Raw genomic sequence first — 23262 nt, forward strand, 5'->3', positions numbered from 1 at the left:
GCGCCAAAGGCCTGCCTCTCTTGGCTGGAGTGAAGGCGATGGGTTGCAGAAGGTGAGACAGGCAGAAGGTCACAAGGTCAGTCATCATCAGCAGTTGACTGCGCCTTGAGCGGGCCGGCATATGAACTCCGTTGGTGCGGTTTCGGCCATTAATCGTCCCTCGACGCAGTTGCGACCCCTGGTTTTAGCGCAGTAAAGAAGTCGATCTGCCTCCTTCAGCGCAGCTGTATAGGCCTCCTTCTCGGGTGCGTTGATCGCCACCACGCCGGAACTGATTGTTACGTTCCCCACTGGACTCCCGGAGTGCTCTATCAGTGCGTTTTCAATGGACACCCTGACTTTTTCGGCAACGCTCAAAGCACCCGCTAAATCTGTTTCAGCTAACAGGATCACGAACTCTTCACCGCCATACCGTGCCGCCAGATCGCCAGCCCGGTTGATGCAGCTTCCGATTATTCCTGCTACCTGGCGCAGGCAGTCATCCCCTCGCAGATGTCCGTAGCAGTCGTTGTATTGCTTGAACCAGTCGATATCCAACAAAATGATCGCGATGACTGAGTTATTTCGAGATGCTCGTCCCCACTCTTTTTGCAGCGTAGCGTCGAAGCAACGCCGATTGGCCAGATGCGTGAGACTGTCAGTCTGAGAGATGATCTCAAGCTCGGTTCGGGCGATGCTCAGCGCGCTTTCCGCCGTGATCAAGTGCTGGATTTGCCTGTACAACAAGAGACCCAGCGAAGCCAACGCTAAAGTGATCATGCCCACCAGCGCCATGGATCGATACGCATAGGCCCACCAGGGGGCGAATACATGCTGGCTGGACACGCCGGCGGCAGCGACGATGGGCAATCCAGACACCCGCCGATAGGCATAAATCCTTTCCACGCCATCCACTACAGATTTAATCTCAGCGGTACCGCTATCGCTGTAGGGCAGGTAGCTGGTGAAAATATCTCCTTTCGCCACATTGGTCGTCATCAGTGCGGCCAGCGTCGGTCGCCGGGCTAGGAGGTCGCCATTGTTCAGGGCAAGGAAAATAACGCCCTTGTCGTCCACATCCATGCGTTTGAAGAACGATTGGAAGTAGGCAACGGGCACAGTCGCTAACACCACACCTGCGAACGTACCGTCGCCTGCATTGATTCGCCGACTGATGGGGACAACCATCTCCCCGGTAATGCGACTCTCGACAATCGAACCGACATGGATGGAGTCATCGGTGTTATCGCGGTGATAGGCGAAATATGCACGGTCACTGTTGTTTTTTAACTGTATGCCTTGAGAAAAGGAATTGGCGACCCAGTTGCCTTGGGCATCGTAGATGAAAAGCCCCTGAATACCCTCCACATTCACCACATCCTGGGCCATCAGTTTCGACAGTCGAGCTTGCTGAGCCCCCTCTGCACCATCGCGCTCCACGCGTTCCACGAGATCACGCAGCGTGTTATCAGCCTGCCGTACCGTATCCTGAGCTTGCTGCTCGGCGGCAAGAACGATGTTTGAAACCGCAATTCTGGCGCTAGCGACACGCTCAAGCTTGGACTGGTTCATCTGCCAGGCTGTCGCCAGAATCAGCGATAGACACACCAGAACAATAAAGCCAATCAATGCTTTGGTGAGCATGTAAGGCGAGAGCCTGTTGGAAGTGAGGTACAACTGCTTCATAGAAGGCGTCACTAAGTTGGCTTTCGAACGATCCATGCAGTTTTCGTACCTTCCTAATCAGGCTGGTTACTAAAACAGTAACTTGTCTTCCAGTGCCCCTTTATATTCCTGGTTCCTGTTGTTTCGGGTCAGACCGGCGCTGGTGATGGGTATTTGCGCCGGCTTCTGCCGGTCAGGAACAGGTAGCGTGCTGGTCGAACCCGATGCAAACGCCTGGTCAAACCATGCCATTACGCACCCTGGCAACCCCTTCGAGAATTCCATATGAAACCCACTCCGCCCATTGATAACACGCTACGCGTCGCGTTGGTCACAGGTTCGACTTCCGGTATCGGCGCAGCCATTGCACGAAGGCTGAGCCGGGCAGGCTACGCGGTGGTACTCCATTCGCGAAGCTCTGCGGACACAGGTCGCGCTATGGCTGCCGAAATGAAACAGGCCATCTACGTGCAAGCTGATCTTGCTGTTGAAGCCGACAGGGTCAGGCTTGTCAATGAGGCGATCGCCGCGTGGGGTCAGCTCGACGTATTGATCAATAACGCCGGCATCAGCAGGGTTATTCCCCACAGCGACCTTGCCGCTGCCACTTCGGCGGTGTGGCACGAGCTAAATGAGATCAATGTCGTGGCGCCGTTCCACCTGATCACATTGGCCGAATCGGCATTGCGCGATACCGCCCGTTGCCGTCGAGCGGGTAGCATCGTAAACATCAGTTCGCATGCCGGCGTCCGTCCCAAGGGCGCCTCCATTCCCTACGCGGTGAGCAAAGCTGCGCTCAATCACATGACCCGCTTGCTTGCGGTGTCACTCGGGCCAGACATTCGCGTAAACGCTGTGGCGCCTGGCTTGGTCGACACACCTCTGACCGCAGCGTGGGCAGATGCACAAGCGTTGTGGCGAGATCGCGCCCCAATGCGCAGGGCCGCAAGCCCCGAGGACATTGCAAACGCTGTCGCCATGTTGGTTGATTCGGACTACTTGACCGGTGAAATACTCCTGTCAGACGGCGGATTAAACCTGACCTGACGCCAGCGCGGGCTGCGTGGTCAATCCGCGATTGCATTGAGTTCTGCCAGCGCCTCATCCGACAGATGCAGATCGGCCACCGCGAGGTTTTCCCGCAAGTGGGCTACCGAGGACGTCCCAGGGATCAACAGAATGTTAGGGGAGCGACGCAGCAGCCACGCGAGCGCCAACTGCATCGGCGTAACCCCGAGTCGCTGTGCAACGCTGGACAGTGCCGAGGACTGAACCGGGCTGAATCCACCCAGCGGGAAGAACGGCACATAGGCAATGCCTTCCAGCGCCAGTTCATCGATCATGGCGTTATCCTGCTGTTGGGCGATGTTGTACAGGTTCTGCACGCAGACGAAATCGACGACTGTTCGCGCCTCGGCCACTTGCGTCGGTGTGACGTTGCTGATCCCGATATGGCGCACCAGGCCTTGCTGTTGCAGCTCAGCCATCGCCGCCAGTGATGCCTCGATTGAGCCTTCGCCCGGCCCCATTGCGTTGTGCATCGCCCGGAAGTTCACAACATCAAGAACATCCAGGCCCAGGTTACGCAGATTGTCGTGCACCGCCCGCGTCAGCTCTTCTTTGGAGGCCGCTGCAAGCCAGGCACCATCGTCGCCACGCCGGGCGCCGACCTTGGTCACGATCACCAGATCATCCCGATAAGGATGCAGGGCCTCGCGGATAATTTGATTGGTAATGTGCGGACCGTAGAAATCGCTGGGTCTATGTGGTTCACGCCTGATTCGACGGCCTCGCGCAGTACTGCCAGCGCCACATTCCGGTCTTTTGGCGGGCCAAATACGCCGGGGCCTGCCAATTGCATTGCGCCGTAGCCCAGGCGCTTGATGTTGCGGTCGCCAAGCGTGAAGGTGCCGCTTTTTTCCAGGCCAGTCATGTCAGTAGTGCTCGCTGTGTTTGAGTAGAACTATGATATGAATGATTCTTCAGGTTTTGAATTCGCATTCCATGAGCCCTCCCAAAGCATCACTAAAACCAAGAAAATCAGCGGTCCAGGCCCGATCCGTCGCCACCGTCGACGCGCTTCACACCGCCACCCTTCAGGTTTTGACGCAGCATGGTCTGGTCCGCTGCACGACGACCCGTGTTGCCGAGCGTGCTGGTTTGTCTGTGGGTAGCCTCTATCAATACTACCCAAACCGCGATGCGCTGCTGGCGGCCGTGCTTGAAAAGCACTTGCTGGAAGTCGCCGTAGCGGTTGAGCAAACGTGCGAGCAAAGCAGGGGCAAGCCCGTCTCTGACATGGCATCAACGCTGGTTTCGGCATTCCTGGCGGTCAAGCTACGCGACCCAGCCATGTCCAGGGCGCTCTATGGGATTGCTGCGGAGCGGGGAGGCGCTGAGTTGGTCGCCCGTATCAACGCCCGAATGGTGGCGGCAACGGCCGCCATGTTAACCACCGCACCGGACGCACATTTCGAAGTCCCGGTGTTGATCGCCACTGTTTTGCTCAGCGCCCTCACCGGGCCGGTGCGAACCGTGCTCGATGGCCACGCGCCACCGCTGTTCGAAACGTGTCTCGAACAGCAGGCAACGCTGCTGCTGACGGCTTATCTTCAGGTGTACCGAAAACCTGAATAACGACCTTGCCAACCTGCTGCGCGCGAGTGTGTGCCAGCGTTAGTCATTCCTGCCTCAAAATGCCAACGTGACCCGCGCATTCAGCGATTGATCAGACGTATCGCTGCTCACCTGACCGTCGTAACTCAGCCCCACGCTCAACGTATCGCTCAAGCCCAGATCGACACCCGCGCCGAGTACGGCTGCGTTGCGGGCAATCGGTACGCCGGACAGTTCGAAGGTGTCGCCGCCGCTGAAGGCTGCACGGCTCTCTGGCGTGACGTCGCCATAGGCACGACGCCAGCCCAGTGTGGCGTTGGGCTTGATCGCGACGCTCCCCGCATTCAACCGCGTGGCCGCACGCAGGCCCAGGGTGCTGAAGGTCATGTGGTTGTTCTGGGACTTGTTCTCCAGGTGAAGGGCGTTGCTGTCCTCATCGAAGGAATCGGTGTCCAGCCGTACATGCGCCAGGTTGGCGAAGGGTTCGAGCAGCGCATTGCCTCTTTCAATGGCGTAACCCAGTTCGCCGAAGACCTGGTTAGTCGCGGCCTTGTAATCTTCCTTGAAATGCTCGGAAGCACCCGGCACGTCCAGCGTGCTCTTGGCCGTCAGGTCGTGCCAAGTGCGTATCGCGCCGAGGCGCAGGCCCAGTTGGCCCCACTTGGCGGCGCCATAAACGCCCAAGTGGTAGTTATCGCTGTCAGTGGAGCCGGACGCATGACGCAGGTCGAAGCTGCTGTTGCTGAAGCCGGCCAGCGCGCCGACGCGCCACGTATCATCGAGTGGTACGTCAGCACCGAACAGCAGGCCACTGGTGTGAGCGTCGAGACCGGACACGTCACCGGTCCTGTCGGTTTTGCCGGTCGCACCGATCGCCTGCGTCCACACCACGCCACGCGAAGCATCGCCGGCGAGGGTCTGCGTGTTGCTGCCCAATGCCTGTGCCGACTGCGATTGATGCAAGCGGTCGTTGATGGCGTTGCGCACCAGCCGGCTGTCTTCGATCAGCGCGCTCTGCGTTGAAGCATGCAGCTCATTGGACAGCGCCTTGAACGTCGCTTGTGCCGTTGGCGCGTCGTCCTGCACTACCTGACGCCAGAGCGGGTTGCCTGCACCCGCGCTGTCCAGGCCTTGAGCGACGGATCTGGCGTTGCGCGTGGTCGCCAGGCTGGAGAAGGTCTGTGCGTTGCGATTTAACGTCAGCCCGACATCGGTGGCGGTGTAGTTCAACGTCGGGGTGAGGAAGGCAAAATTGGTTTGTACGGTGGTAAACGCACCGCTGACGCCCCCGGCTGCCGAGAGGATCGAGTACCGGCTCGCGGCCAGCCAGTTTCCGCCTTCAACCAGCGACAGCGTGCTGTTGTTGATGGTTGCGCGGCCGCTGGCGACGATGCGGTCAGCGTTGCCGTTGGCGTCCGATTCGACCTGATAAACCGAACCTTGCGCCAGGTTGACGTCACCATTGACGTTCAGTCGCCCGACCGAATTCCCCGGCGCCACCACGCCGCCCTGCACAACATTGATGCCACCGACGGTGCCGTTACCACCCAGCGTCGCGCCTTGCTGCACACTGACGCTGGAATTGCCTAGGTTGCCGTTGACCGCCAGGCGACCGGCTTGCACCGTCGTCGCGCCCGACAGGCTGCTGTTGCCGGTCAGGTTCAGAGACCCTGCGCCGCGCTTGATCAGCGCGCCGTTGCCGGCCAGCGTGTTGGCGAAGGTAGCGTCGGTGGATTGATCGACCACCAGCGTCGCGTTGTCGGTGATTGTCCCGCTGCCGAAGGCCTGGGCGTGACCGGTCAGGGTGCCGCCGTTGATCACGGTGCCGCCCGCGTAGGTGTTATCGCCGGTCAGCATCAGGTTACCGCTGCCGTTCTTGATCAGCGCGCCACTGCCGCTGATATCGTTGCGCCAGGCGTCGATGGCGTTATAGCCACCGAGGCTGGCGTCCATGTTGACCGTGACGTTGGAATTGAATGCCGCATACCCATCGCCCGCTGCGTACAGGTTCAAGCGGCCGTAGCCGCCTGACTGATCGATCACCGCATAGCCCGAGGAGATTTCAGTGGTCGCCAGAATCTCGCGACGCTGGCTGGCGTCGAGGTAAGGGAAGCGGGTTTCCAGCAGCACTTCGGCGTTGACGGGCACTACCGCAGCCAGGTTGGTCGGGCCAACGCGGTCGAATCCGTAGGTCATGCGCGAGGTGTAGAGCGCTTTGTCCAGGGCGTGCTGGGACATGCGGTCAGTAGCCGGGTCGATGGTCGCCATGCAGTTGTTGATGTTGCCGCCGCACTGCGCCGTGAAGTACGTCAGCGCCTGGGCACGAGCATCGGCGCGTAGCTGCGCGTTGGCAGGGTTGGACAGATTGTCGATGGCGAAATAGGTCGCGGTAATGCGCCCGCCCATCACGTCGAAAGGGGAGTGCATGCCTGCTTCAATGCGGTTGTCGCCAATTTCCGAGGCGCGCAGCATCAACTCGCCGAAACGCTCGGGAATCGCGTAGGCCAGTGCGTAGGAAGACAAGTAAGCAGCGTTGGTGTGGCCGCTGGGGAAACCTGAGTCGTTGGCCGGGTCGGTGCTCTTGGCCGGGCGCAGGGACGGCTGGACCACGAAGTCCAGGTTCTGGCCGTCCAGACTTTGCCGCCATGGGCGCGGATACAGATAGTGGGATTTGGCGGGGGTGGTTGAGGCATCGTTGCGCACAGCGCCAACCAGGTCGACCACCTTGCCCAGCGCCGATGACGAACTGCCTGCGCCATTGCCTTTGTCGTCGTATTTGACGGTCTTGTTGCTGTCGTCGAACTGGGTGATGGTCGTGAACGCGCCTGCGCCTGCCTTGTAGGCAGCGCTCAACGAGCCGAGGCCGCTGATGGCGCTATAGCTCTGGTCGCGGCGATCATCGAAGTAGGCGGCTGTTTCCTGGGCGAGCGTGCGAGTGTTCGCCCGGTCGACCACGATTTGCAGGTTGCGCCTCAGTAAAGGCTGACCCAAAGCGGTGGGTGTACCCGTATTCCACGTCGCGCCGGTCGTCCATAAGGTATCGAATCCGGAGAGGAGATCGACACCGTTGATGGTGTCGTCCCCGCCACGGCTCGCGGCCTGAACCGACACGGCGAGCAATGAAAGTACCAGGGAAGACACCATGGCATGGGCAACGGGTTTGTTGGATCGCATAGCGTACGCCTTCACTCATTTAGGTAGGCGCCGACCCTAGCAAGCGGTTCTTACACTTAAGTGTGTCAGCAGTGACACATTTGTGGCGGAAGAAGATCCATCACCACACGCTCAACCCGGATGCCACCGCGTTGCTATTCCCTCATCTCCATCACTCGACCGACGTCTTCAGTTCACAGTGTTTACACCCATAAGAGGGCGCTCATTTCGGGCTCAACCCATGACGCTCATTGCGAGTGCGGTTTGGATTTGTCACTATTGAGAACCATTTCCATTAGTGATCCTTGTAATGGCAGCCCATCCCAGTGTCGCCTGCGTCAAGTTGACTGCCCGGCAAGGCCTGCTTCATCAAATGTTCGGCGATCACCATGGGTGGTTGTTCGATCGGTTGCGCGCGCGATTGGGCTGCCCCAGCGATGCAGCCGACATGGCATCGGAAACCTTTGCCCATGTGGTGGCACTGGCCGACCCCCATTCGATTCGCGAGCCACGGGCACTGCTGACGACCATCGCCAAGCGGTTGATGTACGCGAGCTGGCGCCGTCGGGATCTGGAACGTGCCTATCTTGAGGCGTTGGCCAGCGAGCCTGAGCAGTTTGCCCCTTCAGCAGAGCAGCAGGCGCTCGCGATCGAAGCGTTGATCGAGATCGATCGCTTGCTGGAGGGACTGTCATCCCGCGCCCGAGCGGCCTTTCTGTACAGCCAGCTCGATGGCATGACCTACGCCGACATCGCCCGCGAGCTGGGGGTTTCTGCGCCGCGGGTGCATCAGTACGTGGTCCAGGGGCTGCGGGCCTGTTTCCAGGCGCGGCTATGAACGGTGCGCTGCCGGCCGCCGTGCAGGAAGCCATTGACTGGATGGCCTGCCAGCGTTCCGGTTTATTTGATGCGCAGCAGCAGCTGTGTTTCGAGCAATGGCTGGCGGCCGACCGACAGCATCAGGAGGCCTGGCAGCAGTTGCAGCAGAGATTGCAGGCAACGTTTGCAGGGGTCGACGGTGTGTCCCGAATGTTGGCCAAGGACCGACCGATCCGTCGTCGAGCCTTTTTGCGTGGGGCATTGGCATTTGGCGGGCTGGCGGCCGGCAGCTATTGCCTGACCCGCCCAGGCGGGCAGCTGGCGGGGTGGCGCTCTGATCTGAGTACGGGCACCGCTCAGCGCGAAAGCATTGCATTGCCAGACGGTTCGTCTCTTCAGCTCAACGCGCAAAGTGCAGTGAATCTGCGTTTCGAGGGGCACAAGCGCGACGTAGAACTGCTCGACGGTGGTGCCATCGTCGATGTGCGCGCCAGCGAGCGTGACGCCCTGCGCCTGTGTTCACGGCTGGGGACTGCGAGCATGGCCCAAGGGCGCTGCATGATGATGCTCTTCCCGGATGAAACCCGGATTTGGGCGTTGCAGAACAGTCTGCGGGTGACGCATCTCAATGGCTCGGCGCAGACGCTGGCGCAGGGGCAGGGTGTGCGGCTGATCGCCAGTGGCATCGAGCCGATCAGCATCTCCGCGAACAGTGCGTCAGCCTGGTCGCAGGGCCTGCTGGAAGCCCATAACCAGACCCTGGCGACGGTCATCGAGGCGCTGCGGCCTTATCACCGTGGCGTGCTGACCCTTAGCCCTGACGCTGCCCAGCTGAGAATCTCCGGCGTATTCAGCCTCAATCAAAGCGACCAGGCACTGGCTGCAATCGCTGATGTCCTGCCGCTGCGCATTGTGCATTTTCTGGGGATCTGGACCCGGGTGAGCCTGGGCTGAGGCTCACCGCACCTTTATTTTCAGACGCCCCTTAATATTTCGTTGGCTCATCGCACAAGGAAGACAGTGCTGTGCCGTTTGCAGTTGTCCTGTCCTGACACCGGAGAGTCATTCATTCATGCGTCCCCAACTTCTGTGCCCGTTGGCCATTGCTGTCAGCGTTGTCGTTGCGCCTGTAAACACCCTGTTCGCTGCCGAGCCGGCCGGCGCCGCTGCGCGTCAGAGTTACGCATTGCCGGCAGGCCCCCTGGAGGGGATCTTGATCGCGATCGGTCAGCGCAGTGGCCGTCAGGTGGTATTCCTGCCGGATGACGTTAAAGCGCGGCAGGGCCATGAGGTTTCCGGCCAGCTCACGGCAGAGCAGGCCGTCGAGCAGGCGTTGCAGGGCAGCGGGTTGTCGCTGTTGATCAGTGGCAGCGGAGCGCTGAGCGTGCAGCCCGAGACCGGTTCGCTGACGTTGGGGGTGTCGAACATCAATGCAGTGTCCGAGCAGGAATCAGCTTACGGTCCGGTCTACGGCTATGTGGCCAAACGCGCCGGCAGCGCGACCAAGACCGACACGGCCCTGATCGAGACGCCGCAGTCGATTTCCGTGGTTACCCGCGCTGAAATGGACGATCGCAAGAGTGACACCCTGGCCGACGCGTTGGGCTACACCCCTGGATTCGTCAGCCAGCCCAACGGCTTCAGCCGGGTAGCGGACGATTACACCTTAAGGGGTTTCAACGTAGGCTCCGGGACCGGCGGGATGTTGCTCGATGGCATGAAATTGCAGTCCAGCGTCTACGATGGCGGCATCGAGCCGTTCGGTCTGGAACGGGTCGAAGTGCTTAAAGGCGCGTCTTCGGTGCTCTACGGGCAGCTGTCGCCGGGCGGGTTGATCAACGCCGTGAGCAAGCGGCCCACCGACACCCCGTTGCACCAGGTGAGCGCCGAGTACGGTAGCCATGATCGCAAGCAGTACACGTTTGACGTGAGCGGCCCGCTGGACGAGCAGGGCGAATTTTCCTATCGGCTCAATGGTTTGTGGCGCGACGCCGACACCCAGGTAGACCACATCGGCGACGACAAACGCTACATCGCGCCCTCGTTCAGCTGGAAACCGAACGACGATACCTCGCTCACCGTACTCGCCAGTCACACCGAGGCGCTGACCGGCCTGACGCCGCCGCTGACGTACGCCATGACCACGTACAGCCCTAATCCGGGCCGCAAGATCGGTCGTGAGGATTTTGTCGGCGAGCCCGGTTACGATCACTTCAACAGCCGCATTGATACCCTCGGCTATGTCTTTGAACACAGCTTTAGCGACAGCTTGAAAGTCCGCCATGCCCTGCGCTATTACCAGTCCAACGTGTCGTGGAATTACCTGTTGCCTTACACCATTTCGGGCAACACGTTGAGCCGCCGCTACAGTGAACGCGAAGAGCGCTCCACCGGCTGGACCAGCGACAACAATATTGAATGGAAAATCGACGCAGGCCGCTGGCGCCACACACTGTTGGCAGGCGTGGACTACTACCACAAGACCTACGACACCCATCGCCACATCAGCGCCACAGTGCCGCAACTGGCACCTGGCCTGGATCTGTCTACCTTTGCCTATACCGGCGTCGGGGCCAACACGGCACCGGAATCTGGCTGGGACATTCATAGCCGTCAGGTAGGCCTCTACCTGCAAGACCAGATCACGTTTGACGACCATTGGGTGTTCCTGCTGGGCGGGCGTCAGGACTGGGCAGAAAGCCGTAACTATTCCTTCGTCAATGGCGACCGTACGCCGCGCAGTGATCAGAAACCTACGGGGCGCATCGCCCTGTTGTACTCGTTCGACAACGGCGTGGCGCCCTACGTCAGCTACAGCCAGTCGTTTCAGCCATCCGATGTCGCCAACCCTGGCGTAGCGGGGACGTTCGATCCGATTGAAGGCGAGCAGTACGAGGTGGGCATTCGCTACCAGCCACCGGGCAGCAACACGCTGCTCAGCGCGGCGGTCTACGCGCTGACGCAAACCAACGCCATCACCTACGATGCCCTGACTGCGCAGTACGAGCAATACGGCAAGAGCCGCTCCAAGGGACTGGAACTTGAAGTCAAGACCGACCTGACCGAGAACGTGAGCATGTCGGCAGGCTACACCTATACCGATGCCCATGTGCTGGAAGACAACGTCGTATCCAACGTCGGTAAACGCCTCGAAGGGGTGCCGTACCACAACGCTTCACTCTGGACAGACTATCGTCTGGCGGCGTTCGGCCTGCCTCAAGTCAAGGTCGGCGTGGGTGCGCTGTACACCGGCACCACACGCACCACACCGACGGTCACTGACCGCAAGATCCCGGCTTATACCCGCTTCGATGCAAGGGTCAGCTACGACATCGACGCGCATTGGCAGGTGGCCGCGAAGGCGCAGAACCTGACCAATGAGTCTTACCTCTCGTGCAACACCGCGTGCCGTTACGGCGACGAGCGCAGTGTCATCGGTTCGGTAAGCTACCAGTGGTAAAACCTGGCAGAAGCCTGCCGCTCGGTGGTTATCGGCTCGCGGTAGTCTCACGGACATGGGCGGCCGGGATGGAACCGCTTTAGCCAAGCACTGCAAGGAGAGTCATTGGCGGAAGAAAATTCGCGTGCGCATTCATTCCCGGCAACTGGAAAGCGCTGCAGCAGTAGAACATGTCGCATGAGGGGCAACCTGTCGAATCGCTCATCTTTAAAAAGTGGAGCTATGATGGAAAAAGATCATGGGTCCAGACAGCGTTGTTCTAATGGGCTGATGATTCCTCATACTCTGCGCAGTGCATCTGCTTCGGCGTTGCGCATGCCCACTTCATCTTGTTGTTAAGAGGCCGCACATGAACAAAGCGATGATTTACGGTTTTGCACTGACGCTCGGTTCTTCAATGTGTTGGGCTGCCGATAAGGTGACTACTGTACCCGTCAGCTTTTCAAAGGGTGCCAACAGCACGCAGGTCAACGGTATGTTCAAGGGCCATGACAGCGTTCAGTACACGCTGTCTGCCAAGTCGGGCCAGCACATGACCGTGCGGATCACTGGCAGTCGCAACGCCAACTTCAACGTGTTTGCGCCCGGTGACACGCCCGGCCAGTCAGGGGCCTTGGGCAGCGGCGGTGTTGGCTCGGACTGGGCCGGAGCGTTACCGACGTCGGGCAAGTACACAGTGCAGGTGTTTCAGATGCGAGCGTCCGCCAGGCGTGGTGAGGCTGTGCCTTACACGATCAGCTTCAGCATCGACTGATCGCCCGAGACTGGATTCTCATGTGTAGCGCAGGTCGCATCAGAGAGCGATGCATGCGATGTGTGCCGACGACGATTCATGGCCAACAGGCCACTGCCTGGCTGAAACTTCCCGAACGGAATGCTTCCGACCCAAAAACCGATAGCCTATTAATGAAACAGCGCAAGCTCAGCCGATTGATTCAATGACGCAACGTAGGTTTCCCTCAGGAGTACGACGCCCATGTGGCAGCAGAACTACGACCCGCTAGGGAGTCCCTATGCTTGCGCATTCATCGCCGCAGTACCTATCCTGATATTTTTGCTCGGGCTGACCCTGTTCAAACTCAAAGGCCTGACGGCCTCAGGTCTGTCGCTGGCGGCGGCGTTGGTGGTCGCAGCGGCAGTGTTTGGCATGCCGCTACAGAGCGTCCTTGCGGCGGCCTTGTTCGGCGTGCTCAACGGTCTCTGGCCCATTGGCTACATCGTGCTGATGGCCGTATGGCTGTATCGCCTGGCGGTAAAAAGCGGCAAATTCGAGACGATCCGCAGCAGCATTTCGACTATTTCCGCAGATCAGCGCATTCAGGTCATCCTTATCGCTTTTTGCTTCGGTGCCTTTCTGGAAGGTGTAGCAGGGTTTGGCGTGCCGATTGCCATATGCGCCGCTCTGCTGGTGGAGTTGGGGTTCAAGCCGATCAAGGCGGCCATGCTCTGTCTGATTGCCAACGCCGCCTCTGGAGCCTATGGCGCTATTGGCATTCCCGTGTTGGTAGGCGCGCAGCAAGGCGGCGTGCCGCTTGCCGATCTGTCCCTGAAGATGATTGCAATCGTGCAATTATCCACGCTGTTCATCCCTGCGTTACTGGTTACCATCATGGACGGGACGCGAGGATTACGGCAGACGTGGCCGGTGGTACTTGGCATCGGGGTTCTGTTTAGTGTGAGCCAGTCAGCCATATTGTTCTGGCTAGGGCCAGAGCTGGTAGATATCGTGCCGCCACTTGTAAGCATGGGGGCTCTGGCGTTGTTCATGCGCTTCTGGCGACCTGTATTTATCTACCGGGAAGATGGCGGCGCCGTCCCCCCTCCTGAAGTGAAATGGCGGCTGCGACAGGTGCTCTCCGCCTGGTCACCTTTCTACGTGCTGACGGTACTGGTCCTGCTATGGAGCTTGCCTCAATTCAAGGCGCTCTTCGTTTCGCAGGGTCTGCTGGAAGGCACGGTGCGGCATTGGCCGATTCCGTCGCTGGATCAGGTCGTCACAGTGGTGCCGCCGATTGTCAGTCAGCCGGCCGACTTACGAGCCGTCTGGCACGTGGCCTTGATCAGTGCGCCGGGCACGGCGATCTTGCTGGCCTCTCTTGTCACTGTCTTGTTTGCCGCAACGTTGAGTTGGCGAGCCGCCTGTACGGAGTTTGGCCTTACCGTGAAGCAGTTATGGCGCCCGATCGCCATGATCTGCTTGATCATGGCTGTCGCCTATATCGCCAACTTCTCGGGCGGCTCCTCAAGTATTGGCTTGGGCATGGCCGGCGCGGGCGGAATATTTCCTTTATTGTCTCCCGTCATCGGGTGGCTGGGGGTTTTCATTACAGGCTCTGTGGTCAACAGCAATACCTTGTTCGCCAACCTTCAAGTCATTACCGCGACGCAAATCGATGTCAGTACCTCGCTGATGGTCGCCGCGAACACCAGCGGTGGAGTCATGGGTAAACTGATTTCTCCCCAGTCCATTGCTATCGCTGCGGTCGCAGTAGGGCAGGTCGGGCAGGAGGGCAAGATCATGCGCATGACATTGGGTTACAGCCTTGGGCTGCTCCTCTACGTCAGTCTCTGGACATGGCTGTTATCAGGTGCTGCGTAACCCCGGAATCGGACCAGTGCCCACCCTTGGGCACTGCACGTTTTGCTCGCTTTCAGGATGAAGGAGAAAGCGTTTGCTCTTCCTGCACGGTGTGTAAATTCACATCAACCTGCTTATAGGGAATCGAAACGCCTGCCTGTTGGAGAGCGGCCAATACTCGGGTAAGTATTTCGCCGCGTAGCCTTACCCAGCTACTGATGTCGTGTGTCCACGCGCTGATGGTGAAATTCAGGGCGCCGTCCCCGTAGCCGATAAAGACAACGACAGGCGCCGGTTGCTCAGCCAGGCCCGATGTGTCACTCAAGACAGCACTCAATAGGGACGCCACTTTTGAAGGATCAGCGCCGTAAGCGACGCCTATGGGAATTTCGATTCGCCGGCTTTTGTCAAACATCGTCCAGTTGGTGAGGTTGCCGTTGAGCAGCAGGCCGTTGGGCACAACAACATCGGCGCCATCCGATGTGCGTATGGTCGTCGCGCGCAAGCCGATCTCGCGTACCGTGCCTGATGTTCCCGCCGCATCCACCAGGTCGCCGGGCTGGATGGGCCGCTCGAACATAAGCACCAGGCCCGAGACGAAGTTATTGACTACGTTCTGGAGCCCGAACCCGATACCCACGCCCAGCGCACCGAATATCAGCGTCAGTTGACTGACTTTGAACCCTGCTGCTGACAATGCCACGAGCAAGCCCAGCGACAGGACGCCGTAATAGCTGAGTGACGCGATGCTGTTGCCCACGCCTCGCGGCAACCCGACGTGGTTTGGCAGTTCTGCCCGAAGCAGCCGTCTGACGGTCCGAGCCGCCCAAAGGGCGAGCCACGCCGACAGCAGGAATACCAGCAGGTGGCCAATGGTTATGGAAACTTCGCCCACATCGATACCGAAACCCATGACTGTGCGCCCCACGCTGTACAGTGGCCGCAACACGCGGAATCGATCCATGCTGTAGAGAAGCCATCCTGTCGCTGCGCCGAGCATCAGCAGGCGAGTGAATCCAGATTGCAAAGCCGTTTCCTGATGGCGAACGAAGTGGCGATTAGCGAGTTCCGGCTGCCCTAACAGCGCCTGGAACAGGCCTACGCCTGCAGCGATGCCTGCATAGAGCAGCACGGCCATGTAACCGCTATCGATGACGCCACTGGTCAGTGTTTCGGCCAACGAGGTATTGCCCACGATGTTGGCGCCAAGTGCTACGGTCAGCATGGCGGCGGCTACCCAACCGATGGGGCGCATGACGCGTTGTAATCGACTGTCAGGGCTCTGCATCGCCGGCATGGCGCGGCAGAGCAGCCAAAGGGTCAGTACCAGTGCCAGGGCGTTGACCGCGAGAAGGTAGATCCGGTAAATCCGGCCATTGTCGGCGGCCAGAATGCCCAACCGATCCAGCCCGTACATGGAAATGGCTATGTAAGGCCAGACGCCAAGCGCGCGCAGGGCGCCACTGGGCAGCAACCGCAGCACGGGAATCAAGGCGACCAGCAGCGCAACTTCCTCGGCCAGTAGTGGTGCATCCGGCTCCAGCACCAGCACCGCAAGCATGCACAGCAGCAGCCAGGCTGAAAAGGGACGACGTAATGCGCGTGTCAGCTTTTCCGGATGCTCCTGAAGACGCCGCGTGCGTCGACTTCGGACAACCAACCACAGAATCAGAGGCAGCAACAGTATTTGCACCAGCGTAAGCGCCAGCTGATTGCGGGTCCCTGCCGAGTGGTAATCGCGAGCGAATTGCCCCTCTATTTCTAAACCCCGCCACATGGCATCCCAGGTTGAGGCTTGATCCATGCTCGAACCAAGGCCCTGCCAAAGAGGCGCAACATCCATACGTAGCAGTCGGCGATCCTGATCATCCAGCGCTACCGCCACCTCGTTGCTGCCCGCTTCGATAATGGCTTTCAGCTCGCTTGCTTGCTGCATGAGTGCAAATTGCCGGGAAAGCTCCGCGCCCAGGGTAGCTTCGGTGGCGTCAATCTGTGCCAGCATGCTGGTGATGCGAGCGAAAAGAACGGAGGGTAGCCCCTCCAGCAGGCCTGCTGCCTGGGTCGACGCCCAGACAGCGCGGCGCTGAGCCAATTGCAGAGCGATTTCAGAGTAGGGGCCAAAGGCTCGACGCGCCTGCATATCCCAGCGCTCCAGGCGCCGGGCATCGAACTCCCAGTGTCGTGCCAGGCTCTCCACGCGCATGACGGGCAACTCACCAAACACCACGCTATGGGCCGTCTGTTGTTTGGCATGAGCAGGACGCGCGATATCCTCGAGTAAGCCACTCAGAGGGGTAATTGGATCGGGCGAGGCAAGCAGCCGCTTGGCGCTGTCCACGCGCTGCTGATCTTCGTCGGCGCGGTCGAGAATATCCGTCAACGCAATGGGCAAGGCCTTCGTCGAGGTCGCGCTAGAGGTCGTCGTACTGATGGGTAACGCATCAGCCTGTACAAAAGCGGCGAAGCACAGCAATGCTGCCGTTAACCAGCGCCGAACAGCGCACGACAAAGCAGAGTTTGGCAGTACGCGCATCGATTGGGGTGTCCGTCCGTAGGGATTTAGCCGGCTGTTTAGTTTCCAGAGTACAGAGATACCGATGACCAGACAAACCTGGCTCAGAAGGTTGCGAAAGGAGCGTTGCCGGAGGTTGTCGTCGTACTTCTGAATGGAAAACCTGAAGCGATGGCAAGAAGAACTCTCTGGCGCACCAAATGACCGCTTTTGGCCGGTTACCAACCTCTCACCACACCGATCACTAACCGGCCCCCTTGCGCTTTTTTCTACGACACTCCGGTGCTGGTCTCCCGGGTCGAGGTACCCGCCACTTCGTCCGTCGGGTAAAACTTCGCCTGGGATTTGCCGGCGCGTTTGGCCCGGTAAAGCGCTTCATCGGCATGCGCCAGGGCGTCGGCAAAATCACCTTCTGTCCACACGGCGCCGCCGATGCTGCAGCCCACCCTGATCACCGCGCCCGCGAGGGTGACCGGCTCTGCAATGGTTTTGATGATGCGCTGCGCCGCGCTCTGCACATTCCCCAGTGATTCGCCCGCTTTCAAACGCAGCAGCAGCACGAACTCGTCGCCGCCGTGGCGCACGGCAATATCGCCATCGCGCACGGTGGCTGAAAGACGCATGCCCACCGAATGGAGCAGGGCATCCCCAACCGCATGACCAAAGCCATCGTTCACGGGTTTGAAGCCGTCGAGGTCCAGGCATAGCACGCCGTAAGCCGCCTGCTGCCCGGGTTCTTCCTGTAGCGTCTTCACGTAGTTTTCCAGCGCAGCACGGTTGGGCAATCCTGTCACGGTGTCGCGGTAGGCAACGCCTTTGATCAGCGCCAGCTGGCCTTTCTTTTGCGTCAGGTTCTCCACCAGATGCCGAATGACCATGCTCAGCTTCTCAACTTCCAGACTGCCTTTCACCAGCGGGATGTCGACGTCCGCGCCCTCCGAGAGGCTAGCGGCAGCGTCGGCAATCTGGTTGAGTGGTCGAGTGATGACGCCTGCCACGAACCAACCCAGCACGGCGAAGGCGATGGACAACAGACTGCCCCACAGCAGTATTTCCGCGCGCAGCCCGTTAGCGTCGGCAAAGGCCTCTTTCACGGGTTGACGGGTCACGACGGTCCAGCCCAGCCCAGGGTAACCATCGATCCCGGTGCTTCGGGCAGCCCCCGTCACGTAGGTGTTTCCATCCTGCCATTCGCTGACCGTCCAGCTTATGTTGCTGTTCTGGTCAATGCTGGCTTCGCTCGGTTTGCCGATCAGGTGCTTGGGGCCGAGCAAGACAATGCCGTCTTTGCTGATGACCAGAAATTCCACGCCGGGAAGGCTTTTTTTCAACGGCTCGAACATGGTCCGGCCGATTTCTGCCGCCCACTGCCACGACAGGTGAGTCCCCAGTACGCCAATGAAATTTCCGGCCTTGTCCCGTACCGGCATGCTGATATCGACGAACTTCATGGCTTCACCCGACGGGTTGGCCAAGAGATTTGCGAGCATCACGGCTTCGTGCACGTCACCCACGAACGTCTTGTCCTGCCCTTCCATGAACACGGGGCGGTGCGCGATGCTGACCCCTTCAAGCAGACGCCCGGTCGACGCGACCACCGTGCCATTGGCGTCGGTGAGCCCGATCCATGAATAGTTGGGGAACTGCGCGTAGAGATGGTTAAGCAGGCTGCGCGCTTCGGCGACGTTCTGCGGGTTGCTCAGGGCCTCCAGTGCGCTCAGCACGGTGAGTTCCTTGGCCCGGCTGCTCATGTCACGATCGAGACGATCAATCATCGAGGCCGCGTATTCGGCCAGCTGATGCCCGGTCTGCTCCTTGTGCCTGGAAATCGCGGACGCGCCGATGACACCGCCGAAGATACAGGTGATGACCAGTACGGCGAGCGCGACGACGAGCGCAAATTTCGCTCGCAGGCTTTGGAAGGGGAGCAACTGCATGATCAATCGCCTGAAAGGATTCAAATGCCTCGGGTCCCTGGCATTCTTGAAGACGTTATCGGCGAGCATCACGGTTCCTTAAGGGGCACTCGTTCTATTGGAAGGCATCGCGCACGGATTGGCGGAGATGTAGGGCTTTTCGAAGAAAATATTCCCGTGTCGGCAGCAGGCGTCAGCCGCCCTTGACCTCACCGTCCCGGTATTGCCCCCACGCCTGGTGCAATTGCGCCATGGCGGGCACGTCGTAATCACAGTCCGGTAACGCCTCAGCGTCCCAATGACCAAAGGTGTCTTCTCCGCGCACCAGCGTCGCCCGGCGTCTGCCGAGCGTGGACGTCACGTGGGTGGGTATGTAGAAGAACGCGAAACCGATCCGCCGATCATCCGTGGTATTGCATCGCGAGCTGTGTGCAGTGCGTTCATGGTGGATAGAGAACTGGCCCGCGCTCAAGGCCATCTCCAGCCCGAGGCTGTCGTCCACGCCGATCAGCGATTGCCCTTTGGCAAGCATGTTGTCTTTGGCGAACGTCTCCTGATGCTCATAGGCCGGTTCCCGATGTGAACCGGGGAGGATGCGCAAGCAGCCGTTTTCCGGCGTCGCGTCGGTAAAGCCCACCCATACCGTCACCTCCTCGTGGGGCGCCAGGCCGAAGTAGGTCGAGTCCTGATGCCAGGACACATAGCGCGGATCGTTGGCGTTCTTGGCGAACACCGAGGCACCGAACAGCAGGATGTTGGGGCCGATCAAGTCTTCGACCGCATCGAGAATCCGGGGATTGCGCGCCAGTTCGACGAAGGCGGGGGAGGCCAGGTGCGCCTTGATCTTCAGCGAGCGGTTGGCGTCCTCACCGACATGCGCTTCATAGGCGTCGATACGGGCGCGATAGCCGGCTGCCTCTTGCCTGTTCATGGCCGTGAAGGGGAATGCGTAACCGTGCTCTTTGAAGTGCTCGACTTGCGCCGCTGTCAGGTGCTTGGTCATGGAAACCTCTGTCGCCTCGATGGGGAATGCCAGTGACCTTCAAGCCAAAACCGTGCCGAACTTTCAACGCTGGAATAAAGCCCCATGAAAACAGGGAAATAGGAGATGAAGGCCTCGATAGCCCTATAGGGGCTATACCCCGTATCAAGCGAGGGTTTCCAAGATATTGCTGAGAAGACCCTCTGCCGTAACACATTAAGTAACAATAGGTTATGAGTGACTGGCACGGTTGCATAACTGGCCGGGAATTCATTATTGGGCGGGTAAACCCTCGGAAAACGTCGCTGCAAATGTGTCTGCTTGAGAGGCATACCCCCTATATATTGGGTTATTTTGGTGCGGCGCTGACCGATACCACGCCCGGATCCGGTCGATGACAATCCCTCGGCCAACCTCCCGTTTCGCAGCCGGTCCTTATAAACCGAGGCGTCCGGACGCAAAATAATAGGTGGCATGCCACTTGCTTTGTTCAGGATGAGCGCCTTTCAGCGCTGCCAGCCCGGACCATCTGGATGGACCGATCTCTTACGGACTCAGCAAGGAAATTCCATGACTGCTCTACTGCACAACCTCAAGCGTCGGATGCGTATCAGTAAGTCGGTGGTGGCCCTGGCTGTGGCGATGACCGCCGCGTTAGCCAACACCGCCATGAGTCATGCGGCGACGATTGACGAGGTCAAAAGCCGTGGCTATCTGCTCGTGGCCACGGAGGATGACTACCGTCCGTTCGAGTTCATGCAGGATGGCAAGGCCACGGGTTACGACAATGAGTTACTGGCGCTGGTGGAGAAATCGTCCGGCGTGAAGATTCGTCAGCAGGTCTTGCCCTGGGCCGGGATTCTGCCAGGCGTCACCACGGGCAAATACGACATGGCGCTTTCCGCCGTGCTGGTCACCGCCGCCCGCAAGCCCACGTTTGATTTCACCTCGCCGACCGCCCAGACCGCGACCTTCTTCGCCACCAAAAAGGGCAGCAGTATCCTCAAACCCGAAGACCTGATCGGCAAGACCGTCGGCGGCGAAACCGGCAGCGCGATGCTCACCGACCTGAAAGGCTTCGACGCCAAGCTCAAGGCCAAGGGTAAAGGCCTGAAGGAGATCGTTGAGTACCACGGTTATCCCGAGGCCTATCAGGACCTGGCCAACGGCCGTCTGGACGCAGTGGCGAACACGGACCTGTCGTTGCATGACCTGGTTAAAGAGCGTGGTGACATGTTCGTCGTCGGTCAGGCCATCGGCGAGCCGACCTACCTGGCCTGGGCCGTGGCCAAGGGCAACACTGGCGTGCTGAAAATGGTTGATGACGCGCTCCTGGAACTGCGCAAGAACGGCGAAATGTACCGCCTGCAGAAGAAGTGGCTGGGCGAGAGCCATGAAAACATGCCCGTCAACGTCAACTGATCGACGTCCATGACGGCATACGACTACTGGAGCATCCTGCTGGGTGCTCTGTCGACCGTAGGGGTTTCGCTGGTCAGCGTTATGGTTGGCGTGCCGCTTGGCCTTGGCCTGGCGTTGATTCGCTGGGGCAGGGTGCCGGTGGCGCGGCAAGCGGTGTTCACCTACGTCAGCATCATGCGTTCCTGTCCGGCAGTGACGCTGATCCTGCTGATCTTCTTTGCGCTGCCGCAGTTCGGTATCTCGCTGGACCCGGCACCCGCCGGTATTCTGGCCCTGACCCTGTCCACCGCGGCATTCAACTGCGAGATCTGGCGCGGTGCGCTGATCGCGTTTCCCAAACAGGAGTACGACGCGGCCCTGGCGTTCGGCATGCGCCGTGGCCTGCGCCTGCGCCTGATCGTCCTGCCGCAAGTGTGGCGCTCCAGTCTTCCGGGCCTGGTCAACGAAATGACCATGCTCCTCAAATCCAGCCCGGCCGTGGCGGTCATCGGCATGGTGGAAATCACCCGCGCCGCACAACGCGTCGGCGCACGCACTTATGATCCATTGCCCCCGTTCATCTTCGCCCTGCTGCTGTACAGCGTGATCGTTTACCTGTTGATTCGTTTGCAGCGTCGGCTCGAACGCCGCAGCGCCGCCCATGAGGTGGCGGCATGATCAACGACTTCGTGACCATCTGGGGCCAGTTGCCGGACATCGGCAGCGGCTTTCTCAACACCCTCATTCTGGTCAGCATCGCCGCCACGGCTTCATTACTGCTGGGCATGCTGTTGACCCCGATGCTGATGTCCTCGCGGCCCGGCATCGCCCGCATCGCCAACACCTTCTGCGATGCCATGCGTTGCGTGCCGTTTCTGCTGTTCGTGTATTTGATCTATTTCGCGCTGCCGTCCATGGGCATTCGCTTGTCCAACTGGACCAGCGGCGTGTTGGCGCTGGTGCTGTACAACTCGGCGTACATGGCCGTGCTGTTGCGTGCCGCCTGGCAGGACTTGCCCGCCGACACCATCGAATCGGCCCGGGCGTTCGGCTTCCACGGCTTGAGCCTGGTGCGCCGGATCATCATGCCGCCGGTGGTGATGCGGGCCATCCCGAGCCTGGGCAATCAGTTGATCCAGATCGTCAAGGACAGCGCGTTCCTGTCAATCATCGCGGTCACGGAACTGACCAGCGTGATGAACTCGATCCAGTCCACCTACTTCATTCCTTTTGCTGCGTTTCTCTCGGCGGTGCTGCTGTACTGGGTGCTGTGCCTGTGCATCGAGATCCTGACCAGCCTTCTGACTCGCTACGCCGAGGAGCGTCGAACGTGAACGCATTGCAACCTTCCCCTGGCGATCTCGCAGCCGCCGCGCAGACCAAGGTCCTGCAATTGCAGGGCATTTCCAAATGGTTTGGTGACAACAACGTGCTCAAGGATGTCTCGCTGGACGTCATGAGTGGCGATGTCGTGTGCCTGCTGGGCCCGTCCGGCTGCGGCAAGTCCACGTTGCTGCGCTGCATCAACTGGCTCGAACAGCCCAATGCCGGCAGCGTGTTCCTCAAGGGCCAGCGCATGGGCGTGCACAAGGGCGGGGTGAAGATGAATGACGCTGACCTGGCGCAGATGCGCTCGCGGATCGGCATGGTGTTCCAGCACTTTGCCCTGTGGCCGCACCTGACCGTGCTGGACAACATCATGCAGGCGCCGTTGTACGTGCAAAAACGTGATCGCGACGAGGTACGCCGCGAAGCCCTGGCGTTGTTGGCTCGGGTGGGCCTTGCGGAAAAGGCCGAGGTGTTTCCGGCGCGTTTGTCCGGCGGGCAGAAACAGCGCGTCGGCATTGCCCGTGCATTGGCGATGAAGCCCGACATCCTGCTGTTCGACGAACCCACCAGTGCTCTGGACCCGATGCTGGTGGGGGAGGTACTGGAGGTGATTCGCGGCCTGGCGGGCGAGGGCGCGACCATGGTCATCGTCACCCATGAGATGGAATTTGCCCGTCAGGTGGCCAGCCGCGTGGTGTTCATGGACGCCGGCGATATCGTCGAAAGCGGCGCGCCCGCCGAGTTTTTCGCAGCGCCCAAGACCGTTCGAGCGCAGCAGTTTCTGTCGCGGTTCCACGGTGGCTTCTCAGCCCCGCGTCAGTAACGTCCAACAACAGACGTGCGGGCAGCCTT

Annotated in this window: 16 protein-coding genes and 1 pseudogene; 11 read left to right on the forward strand and 6 right to left on the reverse strand. The window is 59.9% G+C overall.

The window, feature by feature from the left end; genetic code table 11:
• Nucleotides 1-87 precede the first annotated feature (87 nt).
• Nucleotides 88-1701: a sensor domain-containing diguanylate cyclase gene (locus tag ABQX22_RS04675; protein ID WP_349796968.1), complete on the reverse strand. Its 1614-nt coding sequence runs from the start codon at nucleotides 1699-1701 to the stop codon at nucleotides 88-90.
• A 228-nt stretch (nucleotides 1702-1929) separates the two neighbouring features.
• Here ABQX22_RS04675 and ABQX22_RS04680 point away from each other — a divergent pair, with 228 nt between their 5' ends.
• Nucleotides 1930-2691, forward strand: coding sequence for an SDR family NAD(P)-dependent oxidoreductase (locus ABQX22_RS04680; RefSeq protein ID WP_349796970.1), 762 nt, complete (start codon nucleotides 1930-1932; stop codon nucleotides 2689-2691).
• A 20-nt stretch (nucleotides 2692-2711) separates the two neighbouring features.
• On the opposite strand, the pseudogene ABQX22_RS04685 reads toward ABQX22_RS04680, so the two are convergent.
• Nucleotides 2712-3577 (reverse strand): annotated as a pseudogene (locus ABQX22_RS04685) (aldo/keto reductase family oxidoreductase).
• A gap of 41 nt (nucleotides 3578-3618) precedes the next feature.
• Here ABQX22_RS04685 and ABQX22_RS04690 point away from each other — a divergent pair.
• Complete coding sequence (locus tag ABQX22_RS04690; protein ID WP_349796972.1) at nucleotides 3619-4281, forward strand: TetR/AcrR family transcriptional regulator; 663 nt, start codon at nucleotides 3619-3621, stop codon at nucleotides 4279-4281.
• A 54-nt stretch (nucleotides 4282-4335) separates the two neighbouring features.
• Here ABQX22_RS04690 and ABQX22_RS04695 read toward each other — a convergent pair whose 3' ends face one another.
• Nucleotides 4336-7434 carry an autotransporter domain-containing protein gene (locus ABQX22_RS04695; RefSeq protein WP_349796974.1) on the reverse strand — a complete coding sequence of 1033 codons (3099 nt, stop codon included), beginning with the start codon at nucleotides 7432-7434 and terminating at the stop codon, nucleotides 4336-4338.
• Between the two features lie 289 nt (nucleotides 7435-7723).
• Between ABQX22_RS04695 and ABQX22_RS04700 the strand changes: the two genes are divergently transcribed.
• The 5 genes from ABQX22_RS04700 to ABQX22_RS04720 all read left to right on the forward strand — a co-directional run bounded on the left by ABQX22_RS04700 (nucleotide 7724) and on the right by ABQX22_RS04720 (nucleotide 14291).
• Nucleotides 7724-8251 (forward strand): sigma-70 family RNA polymerase sigma factor, encoded by a 528-nt coding sequence (locus ABQX22_RS04700; protein WP_349796976.1) that lies wholly within the window; start codon nucleotides 7724-7726, stop codon nucleotides 8249-8251.
• Nucleotides 8248-9186 (forward strand): FecR domain-containing protein, encoded by a 939-nt coding sequence (locus ABQX22_RS04705; protein WP_349796978.1) that lies wholly within the window; start codon nucleotides 8248-8250, stop codon nucleotides 9184-9186. Before ABQX22_RS04700 ends, ABQX22_RS04705 begins: the two co-directional genes overlap by 4 nt.
• A 118-nt stretch (nucleotides 9187-9304) precedes the next feature.
• Nucleotides 9305-11692: a TonB-dependent siderophore receptor gene (locus tag ABQX22_RS04710; protein ID WP_349796980.1), complete on the forward strand. Its 2388-nt coding sequence runs from the start codon at nucleotides 9305-9307 to the stop codon at nucleotides 11690-11692.
• A gap of 349 nt (nucleotides 11693-12041) precedes the next feature.
• On the forward strand, nucleotides 12042-12446 hold the full coding sequence (locus ABQX22_RS04715) for a g-type lysozyme inhibitor (protein ID WP_349796982.1): 405 nt from the start codon (nucleotides 12042-12044) through the stop codon (nucleotides 12444-12446).
• Nucleotides 12447-12668: 222 nt separating this feature from the next.
• The gene (locus ABQX22_RS04720; protein WP_349796984.1) at nucleotides 12669-14291 is read left to right on the forward strand and encodes an L-lactate permease; all 1623 of its coding nucleotides are present in this window, start codon (nucleotides 12669-12671) and stop codon (nucleotides 14289-14291) included.
• Nucleotides 14292-14343: 52 nt separating this feature from the next.
• Here the strand turns inward: ABQX22_RS04720 and ABQX22_RS04725 are convergent, their stop codons facing one another.
• The 3 genes from ABQX22_RS04725 to ABQX22_RS04735 all read right to left on the reverse strand — a co-directional run bounded on the left by ABQX22_RS04725 (nucleotide 14344) and on the right by ABQX22_RS04735 (nucleotide 19701).
• The gene (locus ABQX22_RS04725; RefSeq protein ID WP_349796986.1) at nucleotides 14344-17007 is read right to left on the reverse strand and encodes a mechanosensitive ion channel family protein; all 2664 of its coding nucleotides are present in this window, start codon (nucleotides 17005-17007) and stop codon (nucleotides 14344-14346) included.
• A gap of 44 nt (nucleotides 17008-17051) precedes the next feature.
• The gene (locus ABQX22_RS04730) at nucleotides 17052-18719 is read right to left on the reverse strand and encodes a sensor domain-containing diguanylate cyclase (protein WP_349796988.1); all 1668 of its coding nucleotides are present in this window, start codon (nucleotides 18717-18719) and stop codon (nucleotides 17052-17054) included.
• A 172-nt stretch (nucleotides 18720-18891) separates the two neighbouring features.
• Complete coding sequence (locus ABQX22_RS04735; RefSeq protein ID WP_349796990.1) at nucleotides 18892-19701, reverse strand: phytanoyl-CoA dioxygenase family protein; 810 nt, start codon at nucleotides 19699-19701, stop codon at nucleotides 18892-18894.
• Between the two features lie 549 nt (nucleotides 19702-20250).
• Between ABQX22_RS04735 and ABQX22_RS04740 the strand changes: the two genes are divergently transcribed.
• The 4 genes from ABQX22_RS04740 to ABQX22_RS04755 are packed head-to-tail and all read left to right on the forward strand — an operon-like array spanning nucleotide 20251 to nucleotide 23233.
• Complete coding sequence (locus tag ABQX22_RS04740) at nucleotides 20251-21102, forward strand: transporter substrate-binding domain-containing protein (RefSeq protein ID WP_349796992.1); 852 nt, start codon at nucleotides 20251-20253, stop codon at nucleotides 21100-21102.
• A 9-nt stretch (nucleotides 21103-21111) separates the two neighbouring features.
• Nucleotides 21112-21759 carry an amino acid ABC transporter permease gene (locus ABQX22_RS04745; RefSeq protein WP_349796994.1) on the forward strand — a complete coding sequence of 216 codons (648 nt, stop codon included), beginning with the start codon at nucleotides 21112-21114 and terminating at the stop codon, nucleotides 21757-21759.
• Complete coding sequence (locus tag ABQX22_RS04750; protein ID WP_349796996.1) at nucleotides 21756-22415, forward strand: amino acid ABC transporter permease; 660 nt, start codon at nucleotides 21756-21758, stop codon at nucleotides 22413-22415. The genes ABQX22_RS04745 and ABQX22_RS04750 overlap by 4 nt, the downstream gene beginning before the upstream one ends.
• Nucleotides 22412-23233, forward strand: a complete 822-nt coding sequence (locus ABQX22_RS04755) for an amino acid ABC transporter ATP-binding protein (RefSeq protein WP_349796999.1) — start codon at nucleotides 22412-22414, stop codon at nucleotides 23231-23233. The genes ABQX22_RS04750 and ABQX22_RS04755 overlap by 4 nt, the downstream gene beginning before the upstream one ends.
• Nucleotides 23234-23262: the final 29 nt, after the last annotated feature.

Origin of the sequence: Xanthomonas sp. WHRI 1810A (assembly GCF_040202885.1) — a bacterium.
Classification (GTDB): Bacteria; Pseudomonadota; Gammaproteobacteria; order Pseudomonadales; family Pseudomonadaceae; genus Aquipseudomonas.

What these genes read in the sequence shown, in the direction of transcription:
- ABQX22_RS04675 (WP_349796968.1), bottom strand. Translation starts at nt 1,701, where the DNA reads ATGGATCGTTCGAAAGCCAACTTAGTGACGCCTTCTATGAAGCAGTTG.
- ABQX22_RS04680 (WP_349796970.1), top strand. Translation starts at nt 1,930, where the DNA reads ATGAAACCCACTCCGCCCATTGATAACACGCTACGCGTCGCGTTGGTC.
- ABQX22_RS04690 (WP_349796972.1), top strand. Translation starts at nt 3,619, where the DNA reads ATGATTCTTCAGGTTTTGAATTCGCATTCCATGAGCCCTCCCAAAGCA.
- ABQX22_RS04695 (WP_349796974.1), bottom strand. Translation starts at nt 7,434, where the DNA reads ATGCGATCCAACAAACCCGTTGCCCATGCCATGGTGTCTTCCCTGGTA.
- ABQX22_RS04700 (WP_349796976.1), top strand. Translation starts at nt 7,724, where the DNA reads ATGGCAGCCCATCCCAGTGTCGCCTGCGTCAAGTTGACTGCCCGGCAA.
- ABQX22_RS04705 (WP_349796978.1), top strand. Translation starts at nt 8,248, where the DNA reads ATGAACGGTGCGCTGCCGGCCGCCGTGCAGGAAGCCATTGACTGGATG.
- ABQX22_RS04710 (WP_349796980.1), top strand. Translation starts at nt 9,305, where the DNA reads ATGCGTCCCCAACTTCTGTGCCCGTTGGCCATTGCTGTCAGCGTTGTC.
- ABQX22_RS04715 (WP_349796982.1), top strand. Translation starts at nt 12,042, where the DNA reads ATGAACAAAGCGATGATTTACGGTTTTGCACTGACGCTCGGTTCTTCA.
- ABQX22_RS04720 (WP_349796984.1), top strand. Translation starts at nt 12,669, where the DNA reads ATGTGGCAGCAGAACTACGACCCGCTAGGGAGTCCCTATGCTTGCGCA.
- ABQX22_RS04730 (WP_349796988.1), bottom strand. Translation starts at nt 18,719, where the DNA reads ATGCAGTTGCTCCCCTTCCAAAGCCTGCGAGCGAAATTTGCGCTCGTC.
- ABQX22_RS04735 (WP_349796990.1), bottom strand. Translation starts at nt 19,701, where the DNA reads ATGACCAAGCACCTGACAGCGGCGCAAGTCGAGCACTTCAAAGAGCAC.
- ABQX22_RS04740 (WP_349796992.1), top strand. Translation starts at nt 20,251, where the DNA reads ATGACTGCTCTACTGCACAACCTCAAGCGTCGGATGCGTATCAGTAAG.
- ABQX22_RS04745 (WP_349796994.1), top strand. Translation starts at nt 21,112, where the DNA reads ATGACGGCATACGACTACTGGAGCATCCTGCTGGGTGCTCTGTCGACC.
- ABQX22_RS04750 (WP_349796996.1), top strand. Translation starts at nt 21,756, where the DNA reads ATGATCAACGACTTCGTGACCATCTGGGGCCAGTTGCCGGACATCGGC.